At 59.8% G+C, this 20,964-nt stretch carries 13 protein-coding genes and 1 pseudogene; 3 read left to right on the plus strand and 11 right to left on the minus strand.

Annotated features, from left to right (window positions below; all coding sequences use genetic code 11):
- Nucleotides 1–26: 26 nt before the first annotated feature.
- Nucleotides 27–1,241 carry an aminotransferase class I/II-fold pyridoxal phosphate-dependent enzyme gene (locus ACILSO_RS15535; protein ID WP_395738345.1) on the plus strand — a complete coding sequence of 405 codons (1,215 nt, stop codon included), beginning with the start codon at nt 27–29 and terminating at the stop codon, nt 1,239–1,241.
- 68 nt (nt 1,242–1,309) lie between these two features.
- Here ACILSO_RS15535 and ACILSO_RS15540 read toward each other — a convergent pair whose 3' ends face one another.
- From ACILSO_RS15540 to ACILSO_RS15565, 6 genes are read right to left on the minus strand one after another with little or no spacing between them, the layout of a single operon-like run.
- The gene (locus ACILSO_RS15540; protein WP_395738346.1) at nt 1,310–2,890 is read right to left on the minus strand and encodes a hypothetical protein; all 1,581 of its coding nucleotides are present in this window, start codon (nt 2,888–2,890) and stop codon (nt 1,310–1,312) included.
- Between the two features lie 5 nt (nt 2,891–2,895).
- The gene (locus ACILSO_RS15545) at nt 2,896–5,529 is read right to left on the minus strand and encodes a hypothetical protein (RefSeq protein ID WP_395738347.1); all 2,634 of its coding nucleotides are present in this window, start codon (nt 5,527–5,529) and stop codon (nt 2,896–2,898) included.
- Nucleotides 5,526–7,241 carry a hypothetical protein gene (locus tag ACILSO_RS15550; protein WP_395738348.1) on the minus strand — a complete coding sequence of 572 codons (1,716 nt, stop codon included), beginning with the start codon at nt 7,239–7,241 and terminating at the stop codon, nt 5,526–5,528. The genes ACILSO_RS15545 and ACILSO_RS15550 overlap by 4 nt, the downstream gene beginning before the upstream one ends.
- Entirely contained in the window at nt 7,238–9,787 is a 2,550-nt protein-coding gene (locus tag ACILSO_RS15555) for a hypothetical protein (RefSeq protein ID WP_395738349.1), read from the minus strand. The genes ACILSO_RS15550 and ACILSO_RS15555 overlap by 4 nt, the downstream gene beginning before the upstream one ends.
- 3 nt (nt 9,788–9,790) lie before the next feature.
- Nucleotides 9,791–10,693, minus strand: a complete 903-nt coding sequence (locus ACILSO_RS15560; protein ID WP_395738350.1) for an ABC transporter ATP-binding protein — start codon at nt 10,691–10,693, stop codon at nt 9,791–9,793.
- A complete protein-coding gene (locus tag ACILSO_RS15565) occupies nt 10,690–11,052 on the minus strand; it encodes a GntR family transcriptional regulator (RefSeq protein WP_395738351.1) in 363 nt (120 codons plus the stop codon). Before ACILSO_RS15565 ends, ACILSO_RS15560 begins: the two co-directional genes overlap by 4 nt.
- Nucleotides 11,053–11,222: 170 nt before the next feature.
- Between ACILSO_RS15565 and ACILSO_RS15570 the strand changes: the two genes are divergently transcribed.
- Together ACILSO_RS15570 and ACILSO_RS15575 are read left to right on the plus strand one after the other, a co-directional pair.
- A complete protein-coding gene (locus tag ACILSO_RS15570) occupies nt 11,223–12,599 on the plus strand; it encodes a hypothetical protein (protein ID WP_395738352.1) in 1,377 nt (458 codons plus the stop codon).
- Nucleotides 12,596–13,252, plus strand: a complete 657-nt coding sequence (locus tag ACILSO_RS15575; RefSeq protein WP_395738353.1) for an AIM24 family protein — start codon at nt 12,596–12,598, stop codon at nt 13,250–13,252. The genes ACILSO_RS15570 and ACILSO_RS15575 overlap by 4 nt, the downstream gene beginning before the upstream one ends.
- 96 nt (nt 13,253–13,348) lie before the next feature.
- On the opposite strand, the gene ACILSO_RS15580 is transcribed toward ACILSO_RS15575, so the two are convergent.
- The 5 genes and pseudogenes from ACILSO_RS15580 to ACILSO_RS15600 all read right to left on the minus strand — a co-directional run.
- A complete protein-coding gene (locus ACILSO_RS15580; RefSeq protein ID WP_395738354.1) occupies nt 13,349–14,428 on the minus strand; it encodes a hypothetical protein in 1,080 nt (359 codons plus the stop codon).
- Between the two features lie 159 nt (nt 14,429–14,587).
- Nucleotides 14,588–16,765, minus strand: coding sequence for an excinuclease ABC subunit UvrB (gene uvrB, locus ACILSO_RS15585; RefSeq protein WP_395738355.1), 2,178 nt, complete (start codon nt 16,763–16,765; stop codon nt 14,588–14,590).
- Between the two features lie 129 nt (nt 16,766–16,894).
- Nucleotides 16,895–18,013: a fatty acid desaturase gene (locus ACILSO_RS15590; protein WP_395738356.1), complete on the minus strand. Its 1,119-nt coding sequence runs from the start codon at nt 18,011–18,013 to the stop codon at nt 16,895–16,897.
- A gap of 499 nt (nt 18,014–18,512) precedes the next feature.
- Nucleotides 18,513–19,907: a sulfatase-like hydrolase/transferase gene (locus ACILSO_RS15595; protein ID WP_395738357.1), complete on the minus strand. Its 1,395-nt coding sequence runs from the start codon at nt 19,905–19,907 to the stop codon at nt 18,513–18,515.
- 249 nt (nt 19,908–20,156) lie between these two features.
- Nucleotides 20,157–20,540 (minus strand): annotated as a pseudogene (locus ACILSO_RS15600) (FKBP-type peptidyl-prolyl cis-trans isomerase); the annotation flags it as partial.
- Nucleotides 20,541–20,964 lie beyond the last annotated feature (424 nt).

Raw genomic sequence — 20,964 nt, forward strand, 5'->3', positions numbered from 1 at the left:
ACGGTGGAATCTGTCCCGACAATCCTATGCGCGATCACCCACTCGAACCTTTCTGGCCAAAACAGAAGCTGCAAAATGAAGACCTCTGGTTCTACAACTCCTATCCAATCCAGGGCTATCCCGAGTCCGGCAAGGCAGATGTCGCGCATCATGGCCGCATGATCTTCCTCGGAAGCTATTCCTACCTTGGCCTGAATGGCGATCCCAGAATCAACCAGGCTGCTCAGGAAGCCATCGGCCTGTATGGCACCGGAGCCCACGGAGTGCGTCTGCTCGCCGGCACGCTTGAGATTCACAAGCAGCTGGAAAGTAAAATCGCCAGCTTCAAAGGCACGGAGTCCGCCATTGTATTCTCCAGCGGGTTCATGACGAATGTGTCCGTCATCGCCAGCGTCCTGTCGCGTCAGGACACCGTCATCATCGACCGTCTCGCCCATGCCAGCATCATCGATGGATGTCACCTGTCCCGCGCCAAACTCCTTCGTTTCAAGCACAATGACATGGACAGCCTGGAGCAATGCCTCACTTCCTTAGAGGCCAAAGGAAGAAAACTCGTCATTGTCGATGGTGTTTACAGCATGGACGGAGATGTGGCGGACCTGCCAAACATTCACCAGTTATGTAGAAGACACGGAGCCACGCTCATGGTGGATGAAGCTCACTCTCTCGGAGTTATCGGCAAAACTGGCCGTGGTATCGAAGAGCATTTCAGCATGCCGATGGACACGATAGACATCAAGATGGGCACCCTGAGCAAGGCCATCCCCAGCGTGGGTGGCTATGTGGCCGGAAGTGCAAAGCTTTGTGAATTTCTCTCGTTGCAGGCACGTGGCTTCATCTATTCGGGAGCCCTTCCGGCGGCTTCCGCGGCAGCTGCGCTTGAGGCGTTCAAGATCATCGAGACTGAGCCCGCGCGTGTCGAGATCCTCCATCGCAACGTGGAGCATTTCGCCAAAGGGCTTCGTGAGATCGGTCTTTCCTACCTGAACAGCACCAGCGCCGTCTTTCCCATCGTTTGTGGCAGCGACTGGGATGCATGGCGGCTCGCCCGCTTCTGCCAGCGAAGGGGAATTTTTGTCCAGGCCATTCCACATCCGGTGGTTCCAAAAGGTCTCGCCCGGCTGCGCGCGGCGGTCACGGCTGCCCACACCGTTGAGGATCTAAACCGTTGTCTAAGTGTTCTCCAGCAGGGCACTTGTTCCATTCCCGAAGTCCTTCGGCAGCACACGTCCAAGAATTAGCATCCCTCTCAAACACCGTCATCCACCAGTTCCGTTGCCCAACCCAAGAAACTGGAATCAAGAACTTCTCACCTCGCCTCCATCACCCTCCCCATCTCCTCCGCGCTCACCTCCAGATCCACCACGCCTCTCTCCTCCGGCAACCACACATCCAGCGTCGTCCCCGCCACCCATTCCTTCAGCTTCAGTCCGGCCATGTCCATCTGCGCCCGCGGATTTGGAAACCGAAAAGCCACATCCCGGTTATGGACGCGGTGCAGGATTCCGTCTGAGAAGGAATAGTTGTAGTCCCCTTCGCACGCCGTGCGCACCTCATGAATCCCCGGCGAGTGCAGCAGCACCAGAAAATCCTCCTCCGGAAACGCTCCCGCCACTTTCATCCGCTCCTGCTCGCTCACCGGTGCCAGCAGCGGATACCTGCGGCGCAGCTTCGCCCAGAAATGCATCTCGCTGTCATAATTCAGCGCACTCATTTCAAAATCCAGCCGGCGTCCCGTGTCCAGCACCAGACGTTTTTCCCCGCGAATCGCCTCACGCAGCGGCATCGACATCACACGCGTCATTCGCTGCACCGCCAGCCGCAGTCGCCAGGGCCTCTCCACATCTTTGCCCACCACCTTCTTCAGCGTCTCCACCCGCTCCGCATCCTCATTTCCATGCCAGAGCGCTCCGGTGGAATAGTGCGGCACCAGCACTCGTGTGTGCGCCATCGTCATCCAGTGCCTGCGATGATGCACCTTCCCCTGCGGCGCATCATCCATCCAGGTATAATCTGAAAACGCCGTCTGCGGCGGCCACGCCTCATCCACCGGCGCAAAGGCCACCACAGACACCGCATGATCCGCCGGCAGCCCCGTCACATACATTCCCGGCCACAGCTCCAGCGCCGCCCCCTCAGGTTTGGACCCACAATGCAGCACCAGCTTCGTCTCTGCGTACCGCCGCTCAGGTTTCGCGCGCCAGTTCCAGTGCCCCAGACTCACCACCAGCACTGTCGCCAGTCCACCGAAGGCCAGCGTCAGCCACGCGCGCCGCGTCAGCGTCGTCTGCCACCACGCCAGCACCAGCGTCACACTCAGCACACATCCCGCCACCGCCAGCACGCAGCGTTCCCCATCATCCCTCCCCATCGAGTACAGCTTCCACAGCAGCAGCGCCACCACCACGGCACTGCCCCCTCCCAGCATCCGGTTTTTCCGCGTCTCCCCGCTCCAGCTCGCCATCAGCGCAGCAAACGCACCCCACAGCACCGCAGGAAGCGCACGCCCAGCCACGTCCGCCACCCACTCCACCACCCCATATCCATAGCCACGATCTTCCGGCCACGCGCACACCAGCCACGGCAGCAGCAGCGCGATCTTGAAAAAGATCACCTTCGCCAGCCATACTGCCCCGCGCCCCAGCGGCCTCGCATGCGCACCCACATCCGCATTTCCCGGCCCATCCGCTTTCACCGATCTCACCACAATCATCAGCGCCAGCAGTCCCGGCAAAAATTCCGGCATCGAAATGTCCGCGTGATCATCCTGCAACACCTGCCAGCAGCCCGTCGCCAGCGCCACCAGCCACAGCAGCACCATCAGCCACTGCGCACGCCACTCCAGCGTGAACTGATGCCACACACGAAAAGCAAAGGTTGGAGCACTCATCGGGTTCATGGTTGGTCAGGCAGCAGTTCCCAGATCATCTTCGCCGCGTCATAGCGGTAATCCTTCGCCGTATGCCGGCGCGCATCCTGGAGAAATTGCTTCAGCGTCTTCACATCCGGCTGTCGCTTCTCCGGCTGGCCAAATATCGCGTTGTGCTGCAGCAGCAGCCCTCGCGCATCTTCATCCTCCTTCAGCACCACGACGCGCAGCAGCCAGTCCAGCGCCTCCGGCATGCCCAGCGCCACCGCCGAAAACAGCGGCCCCTCATGCGAGCGGTTCACTCCCATCGCCAGCGGCAGCTGCGCAAACGCCTCACGCGTCAGCCGCTCCGCTTCCTTCCGATACTTCACATCGGGCTGCTTCATCAGCCAGCGCAGTTCACCACAGTCAAATGTCTTCGCAAAATCCGCCAGCACCTCCTCAGCGTTCCGCGGCTTCTCATCCATCAGCGGCCACAGCGGTTCATCGGAGCGTTTTCGGATCGCCTCCATGTACGCCTCAAAGCTCCTGTCATAAGAGGCCAGCCACAGCGTCTCCATCACCCGCTTCGTCGTCTGTTCCGGCTTGTCCTGCACCGGCGTCACCCGCTCATACCTCGGTTCTCCTGTTGTCTCAGACCGGGAGATGCCCGGTATGCCCGCCTGCAGCACCGCCTCATGCACCACCCCCTGCGTCAGCTCCGCGTTATCATGCGCCAGCCCCGCACGAAACACCTCCGGCGCCTTCAGCAAAAAGGGCACCAGCAGCGCATGCACCTCCCGTTCGCTCCCCGGCCATTTCAGCTCCCCATCATTCCCCCGTTCCGTCCTGCGGACAAACACCTGAGATGCCTGATACACCCCCGCCACATATCGCGCGATCTCTTCACGCCCAGCCCCTTCTCCAGGGCGCACCATCTCGCGCACCTGCTTTAGAAAACCCTCCCGCGGATTCCCCGCGTAAGTCGAAGGTTGGCTCTTCGGCCACTCATCCTCTTTGTGCACATACCCCTCCATCGTCACATCCTTCATCTCAAAGGCATGCTCAGAGCTGCCCACATATTCCGGCTTCAGCCACATCAGCTTCTGCTCGGCCAGATTCTTCGCCGTCACGCCCGTTCCAGGTCCCAGCACCCGCTGAAACGTCAGCTGCTGGACCATCTGGCACCACCCCAGATTCGCACCCCGGATCTGCTCAATACCAGAATGCATCACAAACTGCCACATCAGCCGGTTCTTCTCCGAAACGATGTACGCATGCGGAAACAGCGGCAGCAGATCATTCCGCCACTCAAAACTGCGCGCGGACATCCGGTACACCACGGTTACGCAACCGGTGCTCTTGTTTCCCCGCCCGTCCATGTTCGGCCTCACGTCCAGCACTTCGACCTTGAAATCAGGTGCCTCCAATTTCGCCCCCGCACGCATCGGCATGTCGCCCAGCTTGTGCACCCTCATCCAATCAGCCGTGAGACCCAGCCGCGCATCCGCCGGCACATCCAGCTTTGCCGGCTGGGGCAGCCGGGCTTGCAAATTCTGCGTCTGCACGCTGACGTCCAGAGTCAGCATTCCTGGCGGCCGTCCTCCCGGCAGCGCGGATGCCATGGGGTAGTACTGGCAGAGATAAGCCAGGGCATAAAACGGCTTCCGCAGCAGCTCATCTTGCGCTGGCACAGGCATCGCCTCGCCGTTCTGCATCATGGTCCTCGAACTCGCCCGCCACATCGGCACAAACTCATCCGGCATGCCCTCCAGCCGCGCATGCGCACGGAAAAGAATGTATTTCCCGCCGCCGCCCTTGTCGATCTCCAGCTGAAACTTCCGGTCACGCTCCGGGATCACCACCGCACGCCCCGCCGCCAGTTTTTCGATCAGCTTCGGATCGCTCGGCTTCTCATACGCATTTGAAAAAATCGAGGAAGCAGCCACGCCTGCTTGCAGCACTGTCAGCAGCAGCAGCCCTCCCATTCGCACCAGCAATCCCAGTTGCCTGCGCCGGTGCCACATCACCAGTACCGGCACCAGCAGCCCTACCAGCCAGGCCGCCTGCACGTTGCGCCCAAACTCCATCGCCATCTGCGGCGGGTTGTACTCCAGATGCAGTGCCTCAAAGACCTTCCCCGTCGCTCGCGACAGCGGCGACTCCGCAGACAAAACCACCAGCACGATCATCGCATACCGCTCCCATCCCCGCAGCAAAAGCGGCAGCGGCAGCAGCCACAGCGTCATCGCTCCCGCCGCCCACGCACGCTCCGCCATCCCCAGCGCCACATCTGAAAAAGGCCGACCTTTCAGCACCAGATACGCCGCGCTCTCCAGCATCAGCGGCAGCAGCGCCAGCACCGTCCACACCATCAGTCGCGCCATCCAGTAGCTCATGCGGGAGAGCGGACGCGTCTGCACATAACTCTGCCCGCTGCCTGCGCCCTCCTCCGGTGGCACGCTCAGCATGAACCACCACACCACCATCCACAGCAGCACCCGCATCAGGATGTCGCTCGCAAAAGAAATGCCCTCGGTCCCCCCGGGCACAAGCGCCCTCATCGGCAGCACCCATTCCATCTGTACCGCCAGATCCAGCACCACCACCGCCAGCAGCACACACCACCGCACCCGCAGGTAGCGGAACTCTTTGCAAAACTGGTGCCACGTATGCCTCATGGTTTCTTCACCTCCGCCTGGGGTTGTGGCTGCGCCTTCACTTCCGCCAGCACCTCCGCCATCTGCGCCGCCGTCAGCTCAAGATCCACCGTGCCGCGTTCCTCCGCATACCACAAAGTAGCATTCAGCCGGTTCACCCAGTCCTCGTGCGTCGTCTTCAGCAGTTCATGCTGTACCCGCGGCGTCCACAGCCGGACCTCAAAACTTTGCGAATGATCGTCCTGCAATGCCAGGCTCAAATAACGCTCCAGGCCGTGTTTCTGCTGGAAGGGCCTGAGGTCCATGGCGTCATTTTCCTGCATCATGGGATCTTCCAGCACGAGAAGAAATCCGTCGGCCAGCTCACGTCCACGCGCCTCGGCCGCCCGGTGATCACGCGGTCGCAGCGTCAGCGGATGGAGGTAGTGCAGCCAGCCCTTGGATTCCCAGGCGCCTGCCAGAGAGCTGAAGGGCGTGAACTCCACCCGCAGCCCCTCGCGCACCGGAAATTCCGCACCATGCGCCCAGAGCTCCTTGAAGGGCATGCTCCCCACGCGCTTCATCTCATGCACCGCCAGCCGCAGCCTCCAGCGTTCCGGCATCGCCTGCGGTTTCAGGTGCAGGGGCTTGAGCGCCTCATGGATCTTCGGCCTCCCATTGTAGAGACCATTGCCGTACAACTGGTGCCGCCACAGCGTGGTGGGCGCACTGTATTTGAGCAGCGCACGCAGATGATCCATGTGCAGCCATGTGTCATAGCCGTTCGAGTTCACCATCAGATCGGAATAACTGCCCAGCGGCGGCCACTCCTTTGGGCGTTGGTCCATTGGCGCAAATTCGACCACACTCGCCACCTCATCCTTGCCCAGTCCGGTGAGCCTCAGCGTCGGCCACAGGCTGCGCCCAGGCGTCTTGTCCGCCGGATCCGCCTTGCCCGTTTTCACGCCCAGTTTCTTGCCGTCATATCGCAGCGCTGGCGGCGTGACCCAGTCCGCCTTCCACACCGCCGCAACAAACGGCGCCTGCATCAGACTCAGCACCAGCAGTGCCGCCGCTGCCGCTCGACGCCGCGGCACGGTGACTACCCACCAGGCAGTGATCACGCCCAGAAAAGCGATCCCGCCCGCAGCCATCCAGCCGCAATGTGTCACCGCCTCCGCAGCCACATCGTGTTGGCTCGGCCCCCACAAGTCCACCATGACGGTCTCTCCGCTCGCCATCCACAGAACAGCCGCCAGCACCCCCAGCACCGCGATGGCGATCACCTGCCGCGTGCTGCTCGTGAGCGCCGTCAGCGCACTGGCGATTCCCATTACCAGTCCCGCGCACAAAATCAAACCGCCGCCAAGCGCCAGCCAGCTCCCCACGCCCAGCCGAAAGCCCGTCCAGCCCATGCTCTCCGCCAGCAGCAGCGGCACGATCACGCCACAGAACAGAAACGCCACCTTCCCCAGCCACAGCGCACCTTGCCCCATGGGACGCGTGAGCGTGGCATAGTCTGTGTTCGAGGGCGAGTCTCCGCGGATGCAAAGCCACGCCATTGCCGCGGGCGGCAGCACCGTCATCAAAAGCGCAATATGGACGAACACAGAGCCCAGGTCTCCATTATTCCTCGTGTCGCCAAAGTACCGGTGCAGCACCACCCACGCTGTCCATCCCAGCACCCAGGCCCGGTGATGCCGCCACTCCGTGCGGAACTGATGCGCGACTCGAAAAGGCAGGGTGGCGGTCATGGTTTGCGGAGCCTCCAGGAACGTTGTTCAGGCAGGTACTCAAAATCAGACGCGTGCAGGTGCCGGTAGCGCGGCCACTGTTTCTCAGCGTCCATTTTCACATCCCACAGTTCGCTGCCGTCCGCCTTCAGCAGATGCACTGTGGGCAGGCTCGAGTTGCGCGAAGGCACATCTCCCCCCAGCCCCATCCAGCGCAGGCTCATCTCCAGCGCCTCGCTGCTGCCATATTCGGCGGCGTATTTGTACTCATAGGCCGTCCAGTGATTTCCATTTCTCAGCACAGGAATCTCCCACGTGATGGCTTCTCGCGTCAGCGCCTCCAGCCGCGGGCGCATCTCGGCAAATTTGTCCAGCCCTGCGTAGCCGTTCAGGCTGTCCTTGTGCCTCAGTTCATCCATCAGCTTTTCCAGCGAGGCCTTGTCCCCCCATTTCAGCATCAGCACGTCGATGCCGCTCGGCAGCCTGGGCAGCGACAGCAGGCGCGGCTGCAGACGCCGTGCATCCTCGCTCCACCCCTTGCGCACGATCGTGTCCGCCAGCACCGTGTTTTTCAGCACCAGGTCAATCACCATGTCTTTCTGAGCGTCACCAAGGTACTCATTCAGCAGACTCCTCGGCGGGTAGTTGTTCCAGCCCGGCCAGAGTGTTTCAGGCAGCGCCAGCATCAGCGAAAGATCGTGCTGCATCAGCGGGCGGAAGGCCTCTCCCATGTTTTTTTGCGCAGCAAGCTTGTTGGCTGCTCCCGTTTCAAACACGGTCGCCAGCAGATCATAGAGGTAGCGCCTTGCTTCGGCTTCAGAACTCTCCGCCGTCGGTGCCTTCAAGGTCGCCAGACGATCTTGGAAGGCCTTCACCTCCCGCCCAGTATAGATCTCCTGTTTCCACAGCTCAGGCGCTTCATTGCGTGATGGATGATCCGCCAGCGTGATGTCCGGAGATTTCCATGTCCACTCCGTCGTGCCAAGAAACCGGCTGCGCAGCAGCATCAGCCTGAGCTTCGGCACATTCACCCCGGCATCTTCACCATCCGCATAGTTCAGGACATTGCGCCAGCCCATGTGCACCACATGCCGGCTCCAGCCCGCTTCATTTCCACGTATCGGCTGATGTTTTTGAAATACCGGCTCCAGCCACACCAGACGCCGTTCCGGTGAATAGAGCAGCATCGTCGTGTCGCTCATCGGCCCCGCTGGCTGATGACGCGTGCTCACATGCAGTTCCACGCTCACACCCCCCAGGCTCGGCACACCGCTCTCATTTTTGTTCTCATCCACGTGCAGGATTCTCACCACATCACCATCGGACTCTCCTCGCGCACCGGTCTCCAGCGGCAGGTCCAGCGCGATCTCCCGCTGAAACCAGTCCACCTTGTAATCCGTGGTCATCCGCAGCATCTTCGTGGGATCAGGGAAAGGTGGATCAAATTTGCCGAGGCATGTGGATTCGTCCGTCACCATGCTCCATCCAGAATATTCCCGGCTGGCGGTGAAGAGTGTGCCTGCCGGAAACAGATCCCGCAGGACTCTGTCCGGAGCCATGAGCGTCTTCGAAATCAGCTGCAGATTGAAGCTCCGGTTGCGCAGCCAGTAATCGCATGCGGCTCGGCTCACTCGCTCAGCTTGGATCGTCACACTGGACTGCGGCCTCAGCAGCACGGACACACGCGGATCCGCGGTTTGCGTCCGGATCGGCAAATACAGCCGGCGCTGCTGATCCTCCGCAAAGCTCGTAAACTGCAGCCTGCCCAGATCGATGTTCACGTTCAGACTCGGTGCCAGCTCATTCACCCGCGCCTGGTTCTGCGGCCTGTTGTCGTCGTTCCATGGCCAGAACCGGCCCAGGATCAGGCACACCGTTGCAAGTCCCACCATCACACCCGCGCGCCATCGGAATGTTCTCACGCAGCCGCCTTGGTGCCGCCAGGCCATCCAAAACACACCCGCTGCAAATATCAGCTCCGCCACAGCCAGGCCCATATCGTTCGGCCGGTAAACCACAGACGTGTACAGCCATGTGAGCGCGGAAAATTCCGCCACCCGGTCCACCAGAAACAACCCGGCCGCCAGGCAGCCAAACGCCAGCCAAAATTCCCCGCGCCGCCACAGCCCCGTCATCGGCAGCACCCATGCCGTCAGCCCGATCGTCTTCATCCCCTTCCACAAAGCCCCCGTGCAAACCTCCGCCGCTGGCCGGTGCGAGAGCAGCAGATAAATCGCATCTTGCAGCATCACCGGCACCACCAGCAGCCCCAACCATAGCGCGATGCGTGCCTGCCAATACGCTCGCATCGGCAGCGGCCTCGTGCTGATAAAGCTGCCATCACTCCCCGGCTTGTCCTCGGGAGACGATCCCATCAGGCTGAACCCGGCCAGTATCAGCAGCATCGGCACATAGACCAGCCACCGCGGCACCTCCACTCCCGCCCGCAGCGGCATCAGCCATTCCAGATTCACCGCCAGGTCCAGCCCCAGCAGCCCCAGAAACGCAAACCAGCGCAGCCGCAGATATCGAAACTCTTTGCGGAAGTGATGAAGGATCAGGTTCATAACTCATTTCCCTTCCAGTCGATAAGCACGAGCCAGCGCCACAAAGATCTCCCGCAGGCTCATGGGCCGCACCTCATGATGGGCCGCACCCGGCATCGCCTCACGCAGCGCGGCAGAGAACGCCTCCTCATTGGCAAAGCGGCTCGCCGTAAATCTCAGCGTCCTCCCCGCCTGCTCCGCATGCAGCCAGTCACTCGGCAGCCCCACCGGCGCCCTACCATCATCTGGTAGCACGACTTCCACCGCACGAAACCGCGCCTGCAAGCTGTCGCTCGTTTCATTCAGCGCCAGCTTCCCACGATTGATGATCGCCACGCGATCCGCCAGTCGCTGCACCTCTTCAATATCATGAGACGACACAAACACCGTCCACCCCTCCTGCTCCGTCAGCTCCAGCAGCCCACGGATAAACTCATCACGCACCAGCGGATCCAGCCCGCTGAACGGCTCATCCAGCACCACCAGCTTCGGCCGGTAAGCCAGACTGCTCAGCAGCGCCGCCTTCATTCGCATCCCGCGCGAGAGATCCTTCAGCTTCGTACCTTGCGGCAGATCAAACTGCTTCATGAGCTGCCTCTCAAACGCCGCATCCCAGTTCGGATACAGCGGCCGGCAATAATCCAAAAACTGCTTCACCGTCATCCACAGCGGCAGTTCCATGTTCTCAGACACATACCCAATCTGCGTAAACTGCGCCGGCCCCAGCTTCCGCGAATCCCCGCCCAGCACCGTGATCGTTCCGCTGTCAGGCCTGTGCAAATTCAGCAGACACTTGATCGTCGTACTTTTCCCCGCGCCATTCGGCCCCAGAAACGCCGTCACCTGCCCTTCCGGCACCTCCAGGCTCAAACCGGCCACAGCTTCAGTTTTTCGAAAACGTTTATGCAGATCGTTGATCGTGATCATAGGCTTTTGAGATGTTTGATGACTTGTTCGAGCGTGAGATTGAGATCAGCAGCCTCCTTCAGCAGCGCCCGGCATTCCGGCGTGATCTGCTCCAGCCGCTCCTTCAAACTGGGCTGATCCGGCACCGTCACGACCATCCCGATTCCCGGTCGTGAATTCAGCCAGCCCGCATCCTTCAGTTGCAGCACCACCTTGTGCGCGGTCGTCGGGCTGATGCGCAGCTCCTGGCTCAGCGTCCTCACACTCGGAAACGCATCCCCCGCCCTCATCTGCCCGGTTAAGAGCGCTTTGCGCACAGCCCCAAGAATCTGGTCAGAGACCGGACTCCCATCCTGAAGCTGGATCGAAAAAGGCAGCATATTCGCAGGTGTTCTTACTGTAACAGCACAACTGTTACACTGGCAAGAAAAATTTTACCTGTCTCCTTCCCGCCCGTAAGAAGGGCCGCACAACGCGGTTTGGCATCGCCGATCCCAAACTGCAGCTCGCTTCATTCAAGTGAACCCCCAAGGTAGAAAATTACTCTCTCATGAGCCGCTTACATCATTTGCTCAGACATTCCTCCGTCTTTTGGTTGCTGATGGGGCTGTCATTGATGCTCATGATCGTCGGACATGTCGTCATCCACGGTCAAAACTTTGCTCTGCCCGGCGGACCAACCTATAATCCTGTGACATCGTGGGTTAGTGACTACGCCGCAAGGTGGCCGGAAGGCCTGTGGATCAAAGCGGCCATCGTTTGTTTCTGCCTGGCGATTGCCTGGTTCTGCGACCTCGCAATAAGGAAACTTGCAAAAGGACGCTGGATGCTTGTCGGGCGGCTTTTTTGGCTGTCCGTGACCGGGGTGATGATTGGAGGTGTTTTGCTCGTCATTCTCTTCGACATGCTTCCAGACCATTATGCTGAAGTACCGCCAGGATGGTTCGAAAAGCTGATTGGGAAGGGATCAAGTTATGTGCCCGTGCCCAGGACCACTGAGGAATGGAGCATGCGATGGTATCATCAACTGGGTTTCGAACTGTTTGTTGGGGCGTATGCTCTTGCTGCCATCATAACGCTGGCCGTTGAGGTGCTGAGAAAAACTTGGGGCACCTTGGCAACGAGCATATTCCTCCTGGCTGCGGCTGCTGTCTTTGTTATCTGGCTTTTCAGCAATACCCCATTGGCAGGTGTGCCGCAGAGGGCGCTGCTTGCCTTGATCGCTTTCTGGCTGGTACGCAGCACCCGTTTCTTGCAGGCAAAGGAGCCTGAGTCTACAGGCCTGCTACCTTCAGAAAAGATTTATTCGGCTGAATTAATGCAACAGCCCGTCTTCGATAACCGCCTCCACAAAAGATATCGGGCTTTCATTTACGGTGCCTTGGCACTGATTGCGCTGGGCTTTCTCAGCGTTGTCATCAAATACGGTTTCATCATTTTCCCTGCCGCTGCGCTGATCAGTTTTTCAGCGGGGGTTGTGATCATGTTCAGGAAATACAAGCGTGATAATCACGAACTCCTGAAATCGACAGGTGATGAAACCTTGTTCAAGGCGGGTCATCGCGGCATCAAGCTCGTTGCTTTTGTGTTCGTTGCATTGCTTCCAGGAATAACCATTCATTTTATCTTGGATCGAGTGATTGAATCGAAGCTAACACAGTCCAAAGCCTCGTTGGACAATTCGCTGAGCAGCACACCAAGCTTTTTCAAGGACCCCGAGGGTTGGCTAAGGCAAAAATGGCTGCACGAATCAAAAGAACCCACTGATTGGTTCTTCGAAACACTAATTGAGACCTTGCGCTGGCTGGACAGATTATTTGTCGCATACTTGATCTGCATAGCTCTCTGGCTGTGGGTCAGATACACGGCACGTATTGTCATCGCTCAAGCTGGAAGCGTTCGCTTTAGCCTCAAAGATCATTCATGAAGGCAAGTGTCCATAATCCTTTAAAGCTCAGTTTCCCCGAAGGCACGGCGTTCTACGCCAAGCGTACTTACCATCATATTGGACCGCCGCCCGAAATCGCATTTCCCCAACCATGGAACAGTCTGGTCGCCCGATTTCTCCATGGAACATGGAGCTTGTTTCGCATTCGATCTCCTCAAGGCCCTTTGGAGCTTCAATATGGCGCTTCGGAAGGCCATCGTTATGTGGTCATTGATCTGGATGAAAATGACACGGTCTGCTTCCACCATCACAGTTTGGTGGGCTTTAGCGGCGGAGTAACCCTGAGCACTGCGATAACGCTGCAGCTGTCCGCCGTGAGTCTTGGCCGGATGTTTTTTCACCTGGCGAAGGGCCCCGGTCTCCTCGTTCTGGACAGTCATGGAGAGCCTCAGATCATTGAAGATTTAAGGACCGAAGGAGCCTTGCCTCCTGCTCGTTTGTTGTGCTGGAGCAAAGACACTGAATTCTCCCTGATTGGCTCTCAAAGCGACCCTCAAGTTTTGCTAGATTCTCCCCTGTTTTTTCAGTTGGAGAAAAACAGGTTGGTGGTCATCGACGCAGCCCATGGCGCCCAGCACAAGAGCAGTTCGGTGTTCAGCATTCTCAAGAAGATATACCTTCCTTGGCTGTGAGGGAAATGAGGCACCTCCTTGGCCCGGCTTTCATGGCCTCTTCTTTCAGACTGGCACCGCCCATTCACCAACGCTTTCGCAATTTCTGGAGAAAGACTACTGCTCAGTCCTCTCAAACTGGTCCGCGTGGCTCAACTCATATCTCAGATTAAGCGCCACCACATTCTCCAGCGGTTCCGCACCCGCACACACCTTGTCCCAATGCGCCTGCGGCTTGAGCCTGCGTTTCTCGATGATCGTCTCCCGCTCATCGTCATCCCGCGGCCACTCCTCGCCAAACAGCCTCGCCCATTCCTGCAAACAACGCGCAGTCGCCGGCGCCCCGATCTCCTTTAACGCCTCCACAATCTCCGGCAGGTGATCCGCCTCACTGCTCGCCGCGTAAGTCTCAAACTCGGACCCGGCCGTGAGAAACACAAAGCAGTTCCCCACCAGCCACACCGTCCGTTCAGCGGGCCTCACCTTGTCGAGCCCCACTTCATCCACCCGGCTGCTCAACTTCCACACAGGATCAGGCAGCCCCTCAGCCTTCAACAGCAGCTTCGCGGCATCCAAGGCCATCTCTCCTCTCTCCACCAGCTCCCACAGCCGCCGTTGCGTTTCGGGCAGATCATGCTCGGCATGCGCGCGCAGCATCAGCAGGTACTGCTCTCCCATGCCCTTCTTGCTCAGATCCGGCAGCCCCCTCGGCAGCCACTGCGCCGCAATCTCCGCAGGCACCACAGCCGTAGGCGAAACATTGATCGCATCCACTGCGGCCGCAAATCCCTCCGCGCCCAGCACCAGCAGCCCTTGCTTGGCAAACACTTGAAGCGCGCGCTTCTCATCCACCGCCATCATCACCGCCGGCCACGAAACTCCCGGCCAGCCACGAAAACGATCCGGCGTCGCAGGATTGGCCAGCCCCTTTTCAAGCACTCGAAAGACACCCTCCCTCCACTTCTCGTCCGCATGCTCCGCACCCTCTAAGATGCCTTCCAGCAGATCCGGCCACAAGACGCTGAGACTCCGCGTGGAAAGCCAGTCTGCAATGAACGGCACCGATGCCCCGGTGCCCAGCGCACCCACCGCTTTGAGCACTTCACTCTGCGCCTCGCTGTCCCCTTTCTTCATCGCCGCCGCTGCCCGCGTCAGCAATTTCACCAGCTCCCCGTCTTCCGGAGTCAACGCTGCCATCCTGCGCTTTTCATTCCAAACACGACATCCCCATCCCACCCCGAGAATCGCAAAGAAAAGGACAATCACGTCAATCATCATCCCGCGATCCTGCCCAACCTCATCACAAACGTCAAGCACCACAACCTCTCCCCACACTCACCCCTCCATTCGTCATTCCTACCTCCCCTTCCTCCCACCCCTCTTCGGCTTCGCATACGTCACATTCTTCCGTTGCGCTGGCAGCGCACTCGAATCATCCGCATTCAGCCCCGCCCGCTTCTTCAGCTCACGAATCTGATCCCGCAGCAGCGCCGCGCGTTCATACTCCAGCTTCATCGCCGCCTCAGCCATCTCCTGCTCCAGCTCACGGATCGTCTCCGTGATCGCAAAATCACCGCCCCCTTCGCGCACCACGCTCTCCTCCACGTCACGCGCCTTGCCCAGGATTTGCAGACTCTCCTGCACCGCACGCTGCACCGTCTGCGGCGTGATCCCGTGCTTCTCATTGTGCTCCGTCTGCACCTGCCTGCGATAGCCACTGATGCTCAGCAGCGCCTGAATGCTCTTCGTCTGCAGATCCGCAAACAGCACCACCTCCCCGTTCACATGCCGCGCCGCACGTCCCGCCGTCTGGATCAGTGACGACTCACTGCGCAGAAAGCCTTCCTTGTCCGCATCCAGGATACACACCAGGCTCACCTCCGGCAAATCGAGCCCCTCGCGCAGCAGGTTGATCCCCACCAGCACATCGCAGTCTCCCGCTCTCAAACTGCGCAAAATCTCCACCCGCTCGATCGCATCGATGTCGCTGTGCAGATACCGCACCTTGAAATCCAGATTGCGCAGATAGTCCGTCAAATCCTCCGCCGTCCGCTTCGTCAGCGTCGTCACCAGCACACGCTCACGCTTCTCCACCCGCTGCCGGCATAGCTCGATTGTCTCATCAATCTGCCCCTTCAACGGCTTCACGGTGATGATCGGGTCCAGCAACCCCGTGGGCCTGATGACCTGCTCCACCACCAGCGCACGCCCCTTCGTCGTCACATCAAACTTCTCAATCGACTCCGCACTGCCACTGATGCGCACATTCCCCGCATACGGCAGCGCATCCGTGCTCTTCGCGATGTAGCCCGCATTCCCCACCTTGCTGTTTTCAATCTCAAACCGCGCCGGCGTCGCGCTCACATACACCAGTTGCCCCACCTTTCCCATGAACTCCTCAAACCTCAGCGGCCGGTTGTCCAGCGCACTCGGCAGACGGAACCCATGCTCCACCAGCACCGTCTTGCGCGACTTGTCCCCCTCATACATCCCCCCGATCTGCGGAATGGTTACGTGGCTCTCGTCGATAAACATCAGCGGCGGCTCCTTGAAGAAATCCAGCAGCGTCCCCGGCGTCGCCCCCGGCTCACGCCCCGTCAGGTGCCGGCTGTAGTTCTCGATCCCCTGGCAGAAGCCCATCTCCTGCATCATCTCGATGTCATACTGCGTCCGCATCTTGATGCGCTGCGCCTCCAGCAGCTTCCCTTCCTTCTCAAACCACGCCACCCGCTCCTCCATCTCCTCGCGAATTTTCACGATGGCATTGCGCATTTTGTCCCCCGGCGTCACGAACTGCTTCGCTGGAAAAATCGTATAACTCGGTAGCTTCAGCGTCACCGTTCCCGTCAGCACATCCACCGCGCTGATCCGGTCGATCTCATCGCCAAAAAACTCCACCCGGATCGCCTCGTTCTCCAGATACGCCGGCACGATCTCGATCACATCCCCACGCGCGCGAAATTTCCCACGCGTCAGCTGGATGTCGTTCCGCTCATACAGCATGTCCACCAGCCGCGTCAGCAGCGTCTCCCGCGTGATCTGCTGCCCCACATTCAGCGGCAGCATCATCCCCTCATAATCCTCCGGCGAACCCAAACCATAAATGCATGACACACTCGCCACGATGATCGTGTCCTGCCGCGTAATCAGCGCCCCCATGCTCGCCAGCCGCAGCCGCTCGATCTCATCATTCACCGCGCTGTCCTTCTCAATGTACGTATCCGTCCGCGCGATGTACGCCTCCGGCTGGTAGTAGTCGAAGTAGCTCACAAAATACTCCACCGCGTTGTTCGGAAAAAAGTTCTTAAACTCCGAGTACAACTGCGCCGCCAGCGTCTTGTTATGCGAGAACACCAGCGCCGGCCGCCCCACCTCCGCGATGATGTTCGCCATCGTGAAAGTCTTCCCCGATCCCGTCACGCCCATCAGCGTCTGGTGCCGGTTTCCCGCACGCACCGACTTCGTCAGCTTCGCAATCGCCTGCGCCTGATCCCCCTGCGGGCTATACTCCGTGTTAAGCCGAAAAACAGACATGCTACATGCTACGACCGCGACTCAGCAATGCGCGGAATAATTCGCGAAGAATAAATGAAAACACCGCAGAAAAACCCGGTTCAGCAGGCTCTCTCTGCGGTGTTGTGAAAAAAGGCGTCCCTACATTAATCAGGACATGCCAGAACCAATCTCGCTCGGCGCAGGCAGATCCGCAGGATCCACCTCCTCCGTCGCGGCAGCAGCAGGCGCCTCGGCGCCATAGCGCTGGCGGTACTCCTTCCAGGAGATCAGCCTGCGGTCGCTCTCATCATAAATGCGCAGGTTCATGCACTTCAGGCTCTCCCAGAAATACAGCGGCTTGATCGAATAGAACAGCGGGTGCGAGTTATGGCACTTCTCCAGGTAGTAGTTCGGGATGCGGGAGCTCAGGTGGTGCACATGGTGAAAGCCGATGTTGCCCGTGAACCATTGGAAGATCTTCGGCAGCTTGTAGAAGGAGCTCCCCTCCAGCGCCGCCGTCGTGTAGTCCCACTCCTCCTTGTGCTCCCAGTACACATCCTCATACTGGTGCTGCACATAGAACATCCAGATCCCCGCGATCCCCGCAAACATCGTCACCGGGATCTGCATCATCACGTAGTTCTTAAAGCCAAACAGAAAGCTCAGCGCCACAATCATCGCCACCAGCGCGATGTTCATCGTCATCACCGACTTGCGGTCCTTGCCCTTCGCACGCGGCGAGGGGAAGCGCTGATGGATCAGGAACAGCGCCAGCGGCCCCACCACAAACAGCGTGATCGGATTGCGGATCAGCCGGTAAAACCACTGCCAGCGCGGGCTGGAGGACTGGTATTCCTTCACCGTCATCGTCCAGATGTCGCCATCACCACGGCGGCTCAGGTCGCCAGAGGTCTGGTGGTGCACCGAGTGCTGCCACGTCCAGTGCGAATACGGTGTGAAAGTCAGCATCCCGCAGATGAAGCCCAGGAAGCTGTTCGCCTGCTTCGATTTGAAAAACGACCCATGCCCGCAGTCATGGAAAATGATGAAAATGCGCACCAGCAGCAGCCCCGTCACCGCCGCGATCCCCAGCGTCAGCCAGTAGGAAACCGAGAGGCTCCAGTACATCGCATACCAAAGCAGCGCATAAGGGACAAAAGTATTCAAAATCTGCCACGTCGCTCGGGGGATGGAGGGGACGGTGAAAGGGGCGACTATTTTCTTCCATTCGGAAATCGTGGCCTGCGGCTTGGGCGAAGACATCTCAGGGGCGCTGGATCTGGTCATAGTTGGGTTGAACCGCTTACATAGCACGCTTCCAGCAATAGTCCCGCACTCAATTTGTTAAAATCTTCTCATTTTCTGTGTTGACGCCATACCCTCCCGCAGGCCACCTCATTCATTATCAACGAACTAAATTTTAATAATTCCACGCCACCCCCTGAAAGCCGCACCAACCCTTTTGGAACCGAAGCGCAGCGAAGGTAGACAGCCGCAGGCTGCCCGAAGGGTGAGCGCAGCGAATCAATGCGGTCGCGAAATAAGGCACGAACGCAGCTACCGCTTTCGACGGCCAGCACCGCTCACAATCACCAAAGTTCATCCCGAAAGCAGCAGCCGACATCCCTCCCCGAGCCCCCCAGCCCTCGCGCACCACGCCCCTCCCAAACACCCGCGCCAGCGTCCCCGGAGTGCGGCGCTTTAGCGCCGCTCTCGCAGCCCCCCCGGTCACCGCCCTCCCCCCTACCGTCCAACACCCACCCCAGCCAACCGAGAACCGACAACCTCAATAGTCCCGAAACGGCCCCCGCGGCTCTGTCTCATCCATCTCCGTCCGCCACTTCTCAAACCTCTCCCGCATCATCTTCACCACCTCCGGCTTCTCCCCGCTCAGGTCCTTCTTCTCCCCCAAGTCGGCGCTCAGGTCATAGAGCCCCCCGCCCTTCTCGGACTCCACCCACTTCCAGTTCCCCACCCGTGCCGCCTTGTCTCCGCGGCGCTGCCAGTACATCTCCGTCCTCGGCGACTTCGCCTCCCCTTTCAGCACCGGCAGCATGTCAAAGCCATCCAGCTTCACCCCTTGCGGCGCTTTTCCGCCCGTCGCCGCCAGCAGCGTCGGCACCAGCTCCAGAGACGTGAGAAACTCGTCCGTCACCTTTCCCGCCGGGACCTTCCCCGGCCAGCGCATGATAAACGGCACCCGCAGCCCGCCCTCCCACATCGTGCTCTTCTGGCCCCGCAGCGGCGCATTGCCGCCGTTGCCGCTGCCGCCGTTGTCAGAGAGAAACACAAAGATCGTGTTCTCCGTCTGCCCCGCCTTCTCCACCGCCTCCATTACAGCCCCGATCGCCTCGTCCATGCACGTTACCGCACCGCAGTAGCGCGCCAGCTTCTCGTCCTTCACTTTCCCCCGATACATCGCCACGTATTTCTCCGGCGCCTGCACGCCCTCGCTCAGCTTCTTTTCCCCCTCCTTCGTCCCCTCCCCGAAGCTTGAAGCCCCATGCGGCGCGTTGAAGGCGAGGTAAAGGAAGAAGGGGTTTTTGACCACGTGCTGATCCACAAACGACAGCGCCTCACGCCGAAACACCTCCGTCACATACGTCCCCTTGTCCTCCTCCGTCCGCGCATTCCCGCGAAACAGCGAGGGCACCCCGTACCGCTCATGCGTGTAGTAGTCGATCCCGTTGTTCCCGTGCCCGTAGAAAAAATCAAAGCCCCGCTGCAGCGGCAGAAACCGCTTCGCCTGCCCCATGTCCCATTTCCCCACGCAACCCGTCACATACCCCGCCTGCTGCAGCATGTTGCCGATGGTGACTTCACGCACATCCAGCCCCAGCGTCATCTCGGGCGAAACCGCATACTCCTCCGCACCAAAACGGTGCCCGAAGTTCACCAGATCATTCCGCACCATGTCGTACAGCCCGTTCCGCTGCGGATACCTCCCCGTCAGAATGCTCCCCCGCGACGGCGTACAAGCCGGCCACGTCACATAAAAACTCGTCCCCCTCACCCCCTCCGCCGCCAGCTTGTCCAGATTCGGCGTGATCAGCGGCTTGCTCCCAATGCACCCGAGATCCGGATACCCCTGATCATCGCTCACAATGAGCACGATGTTGGGCTTGGCGGCGAAACCAGAGCACACCAGCAGGCAGGAGATAAAACAAACAGCAAATCGCATCCACATCCCCCCATAACGACGCCTCGCTCCCGTCCTAGCACCCTCTGCACTTCAGAATCTTTTACCATCCATCTTTTAGCAGCCCCTCCTCTCCGCATTCAAAACCTCCGCCCCCTCCGCCTCTCCGCCCCTCTGCGGCAAAACCGCACGTCCCTGCAGGCCGCGCACCAGATGAGTGCCAAAAAAAACTGGGCGGCGCAACACGCACCGCCCAGCACCACAGAGCAAAGAACTGCAAACAGGCGAAACTTACTTCACCTTGATCAGCTCCACGTCGAAAATCAGCGCCTCATTCGGCCCGATGTCACGACCAGCGCCACGGGGGCCGTAGGCGAGCTTCGAAGGAATGAAGAAGCGATACTTCGCCCCTTCCTGCATCAGCTGCACGCCTTCCGTCCAGCCGGCGATCACACGGTTCAGCGGAAACTCGATGGACTCCTTGCGGCGGTAGCTGCTGTCGAAAACCTTGCCGTCGATGAGGGTGCCTTCGTAGTGCACTTCCACCGTGTCAGTGGCCTTCGGGCTTTTGCCAGTGCCGGGGGTGATCACCTTGTACTGCAGACCGCTGGCGGTCACGACCACGCCTTCCTTCTTGGCGTTGTCTTCGAGAAATTTTTCACCTTTGGCGAGAGCGATGTCGGACATGGGATGGGGGGTAGTTGGGGGTTGGTTTGTTTGGGAATCCAAACGCTAGCAAGCCCCCCCGCAATGTCGAACGCCGAATGCACCCCCTTCCCGCAGCATAGTGGTCCGCACAGTCATAGTGGTCCGCACCTCGCGAAGCGCGCCGAAGGCAATCCCCTGTGCGGCGCCCCGCCACACCCAAAACCCCGCCCATCCCCACGCCCTCGGCACCCCCGACTCACCCGCAGACCGGCAAAGGAGCAGAAGTGCCGGAAACGGCTCTTCAAAATCTCCGCCCCCTCTGCCCCTCCACCCCTCTGCGGCAAACCCAAACGTCCCCCTCGCTCCCCCACCCCAAAAACCTCCCCCTCCGACCCCTCCGACCCCTCCGACCCCTCCGACCCCTCCGACCCCTCCGCCAAACCACCGCAAA

Origin of the sequence: Prosthecobacter sp. (assembly GCF_044226605.1) — a bacterium.
GTDB lineage: Bacteria > Verrucomicrobiota > Verrucomicrobiia > Verrucomicrobiales > Verrucomicrobiaceae > Prosthecobacter.

Bases quoted from the DNA above. Each gene is read 5' to 3' on its own strand.
- ACILSO_RS15535 (WP_395738345.1), top strand. From the start codon at position 27: ATGCGCGATCACCCACTCGAACCTTTCTGGCCAAAACAGAAGCTGCAA.
- ACILSO_RS15545 (WP_395738347.1), bottom strand. From the start codon at position 5,529: ATGAGGCATACGTGGCACCAGTTTTGCAAAGAGTTCCGCTACCTGCGG.
- ACILSO_RS15550 (WP_395738348.1), bottom strand. From the start codon at position 7,241: ATGACCGCCACCCTGCCTTTTCGAGTCGCGCATCAGTTCCGCACGGAG.
- ACILSO_RS15555 (WP_395738349.1), bottom strand. From the start codon at position 9,787: ATGAACCTGATCCTTCATCACTTCCGCAAAGAGTTTCGATATCTGCGG.
- ACILSO_RS15590 (WP_395738356.1), bottom strand. From the start codon at position 18,013: ATGACCAGATCCAGCGCCCCTGAGATGTCTTCGCCCAAGCCGCAGGCC.
- ACILSO_RS15540 (WP_395738346.1), bottom strand. From the start codon at position 2,890: ATGAGTGCTCCAACCTTTGCTTTTCGTGTGTGGCATCAGTTCACGCTG.
- ACILSO_RS15595 (WP_395738357.1), bottom strand. From the start codon at position 19,907: ATGCGATTTGCTGTTTGTTTTATCTCCTGCCTGCTGGTGTGCTCTGGT.
- ACILSO_RS15560 (WP_395738350.1), bottom strand. From the start codon at position 10,693: ATGATCACGATCAACGATCTGCATAAACGTTTTCGAAAAACTGAAGCT.
- ACILSO_RS15570 (WP_395738352.1), top strand. From the start codon at position 11,223: ATGAGCCGCTTACATCATTTGCTCAGACATTCCTCCGTCTTTTGGTTG.
- ACILSO_RS15575 (WP_395738353.1), top strand. From the start codon at position 12,596: ATGAAGGCAAGTGTCCATAATCCTTTAAAGCTCAGTTTCCCCGAAGGC.
- ACILSO_RS15565 (WP_395738351.1), bottom strand. From the start codon at position 11,052: ATGCTGCCTTTTTCGATCCAGCTTCAGGATGGGAGTCCGGTCTCTGAC.
- ACILSO_RS15580 (WP_395738354.1), bottom strand. From the start codon at position 14,428: ATGGCAGCGTTGACTCCGGAAGACGGGGAGCTGGTGAAATTGCTGACG.
- uvrB (WP_395738355.1), bottom strand. From the start codon at position 16,765: ATGTCTGTTTTTCGGCTTAACACGGAGTATAGCCCGCAGGGGGATCAG.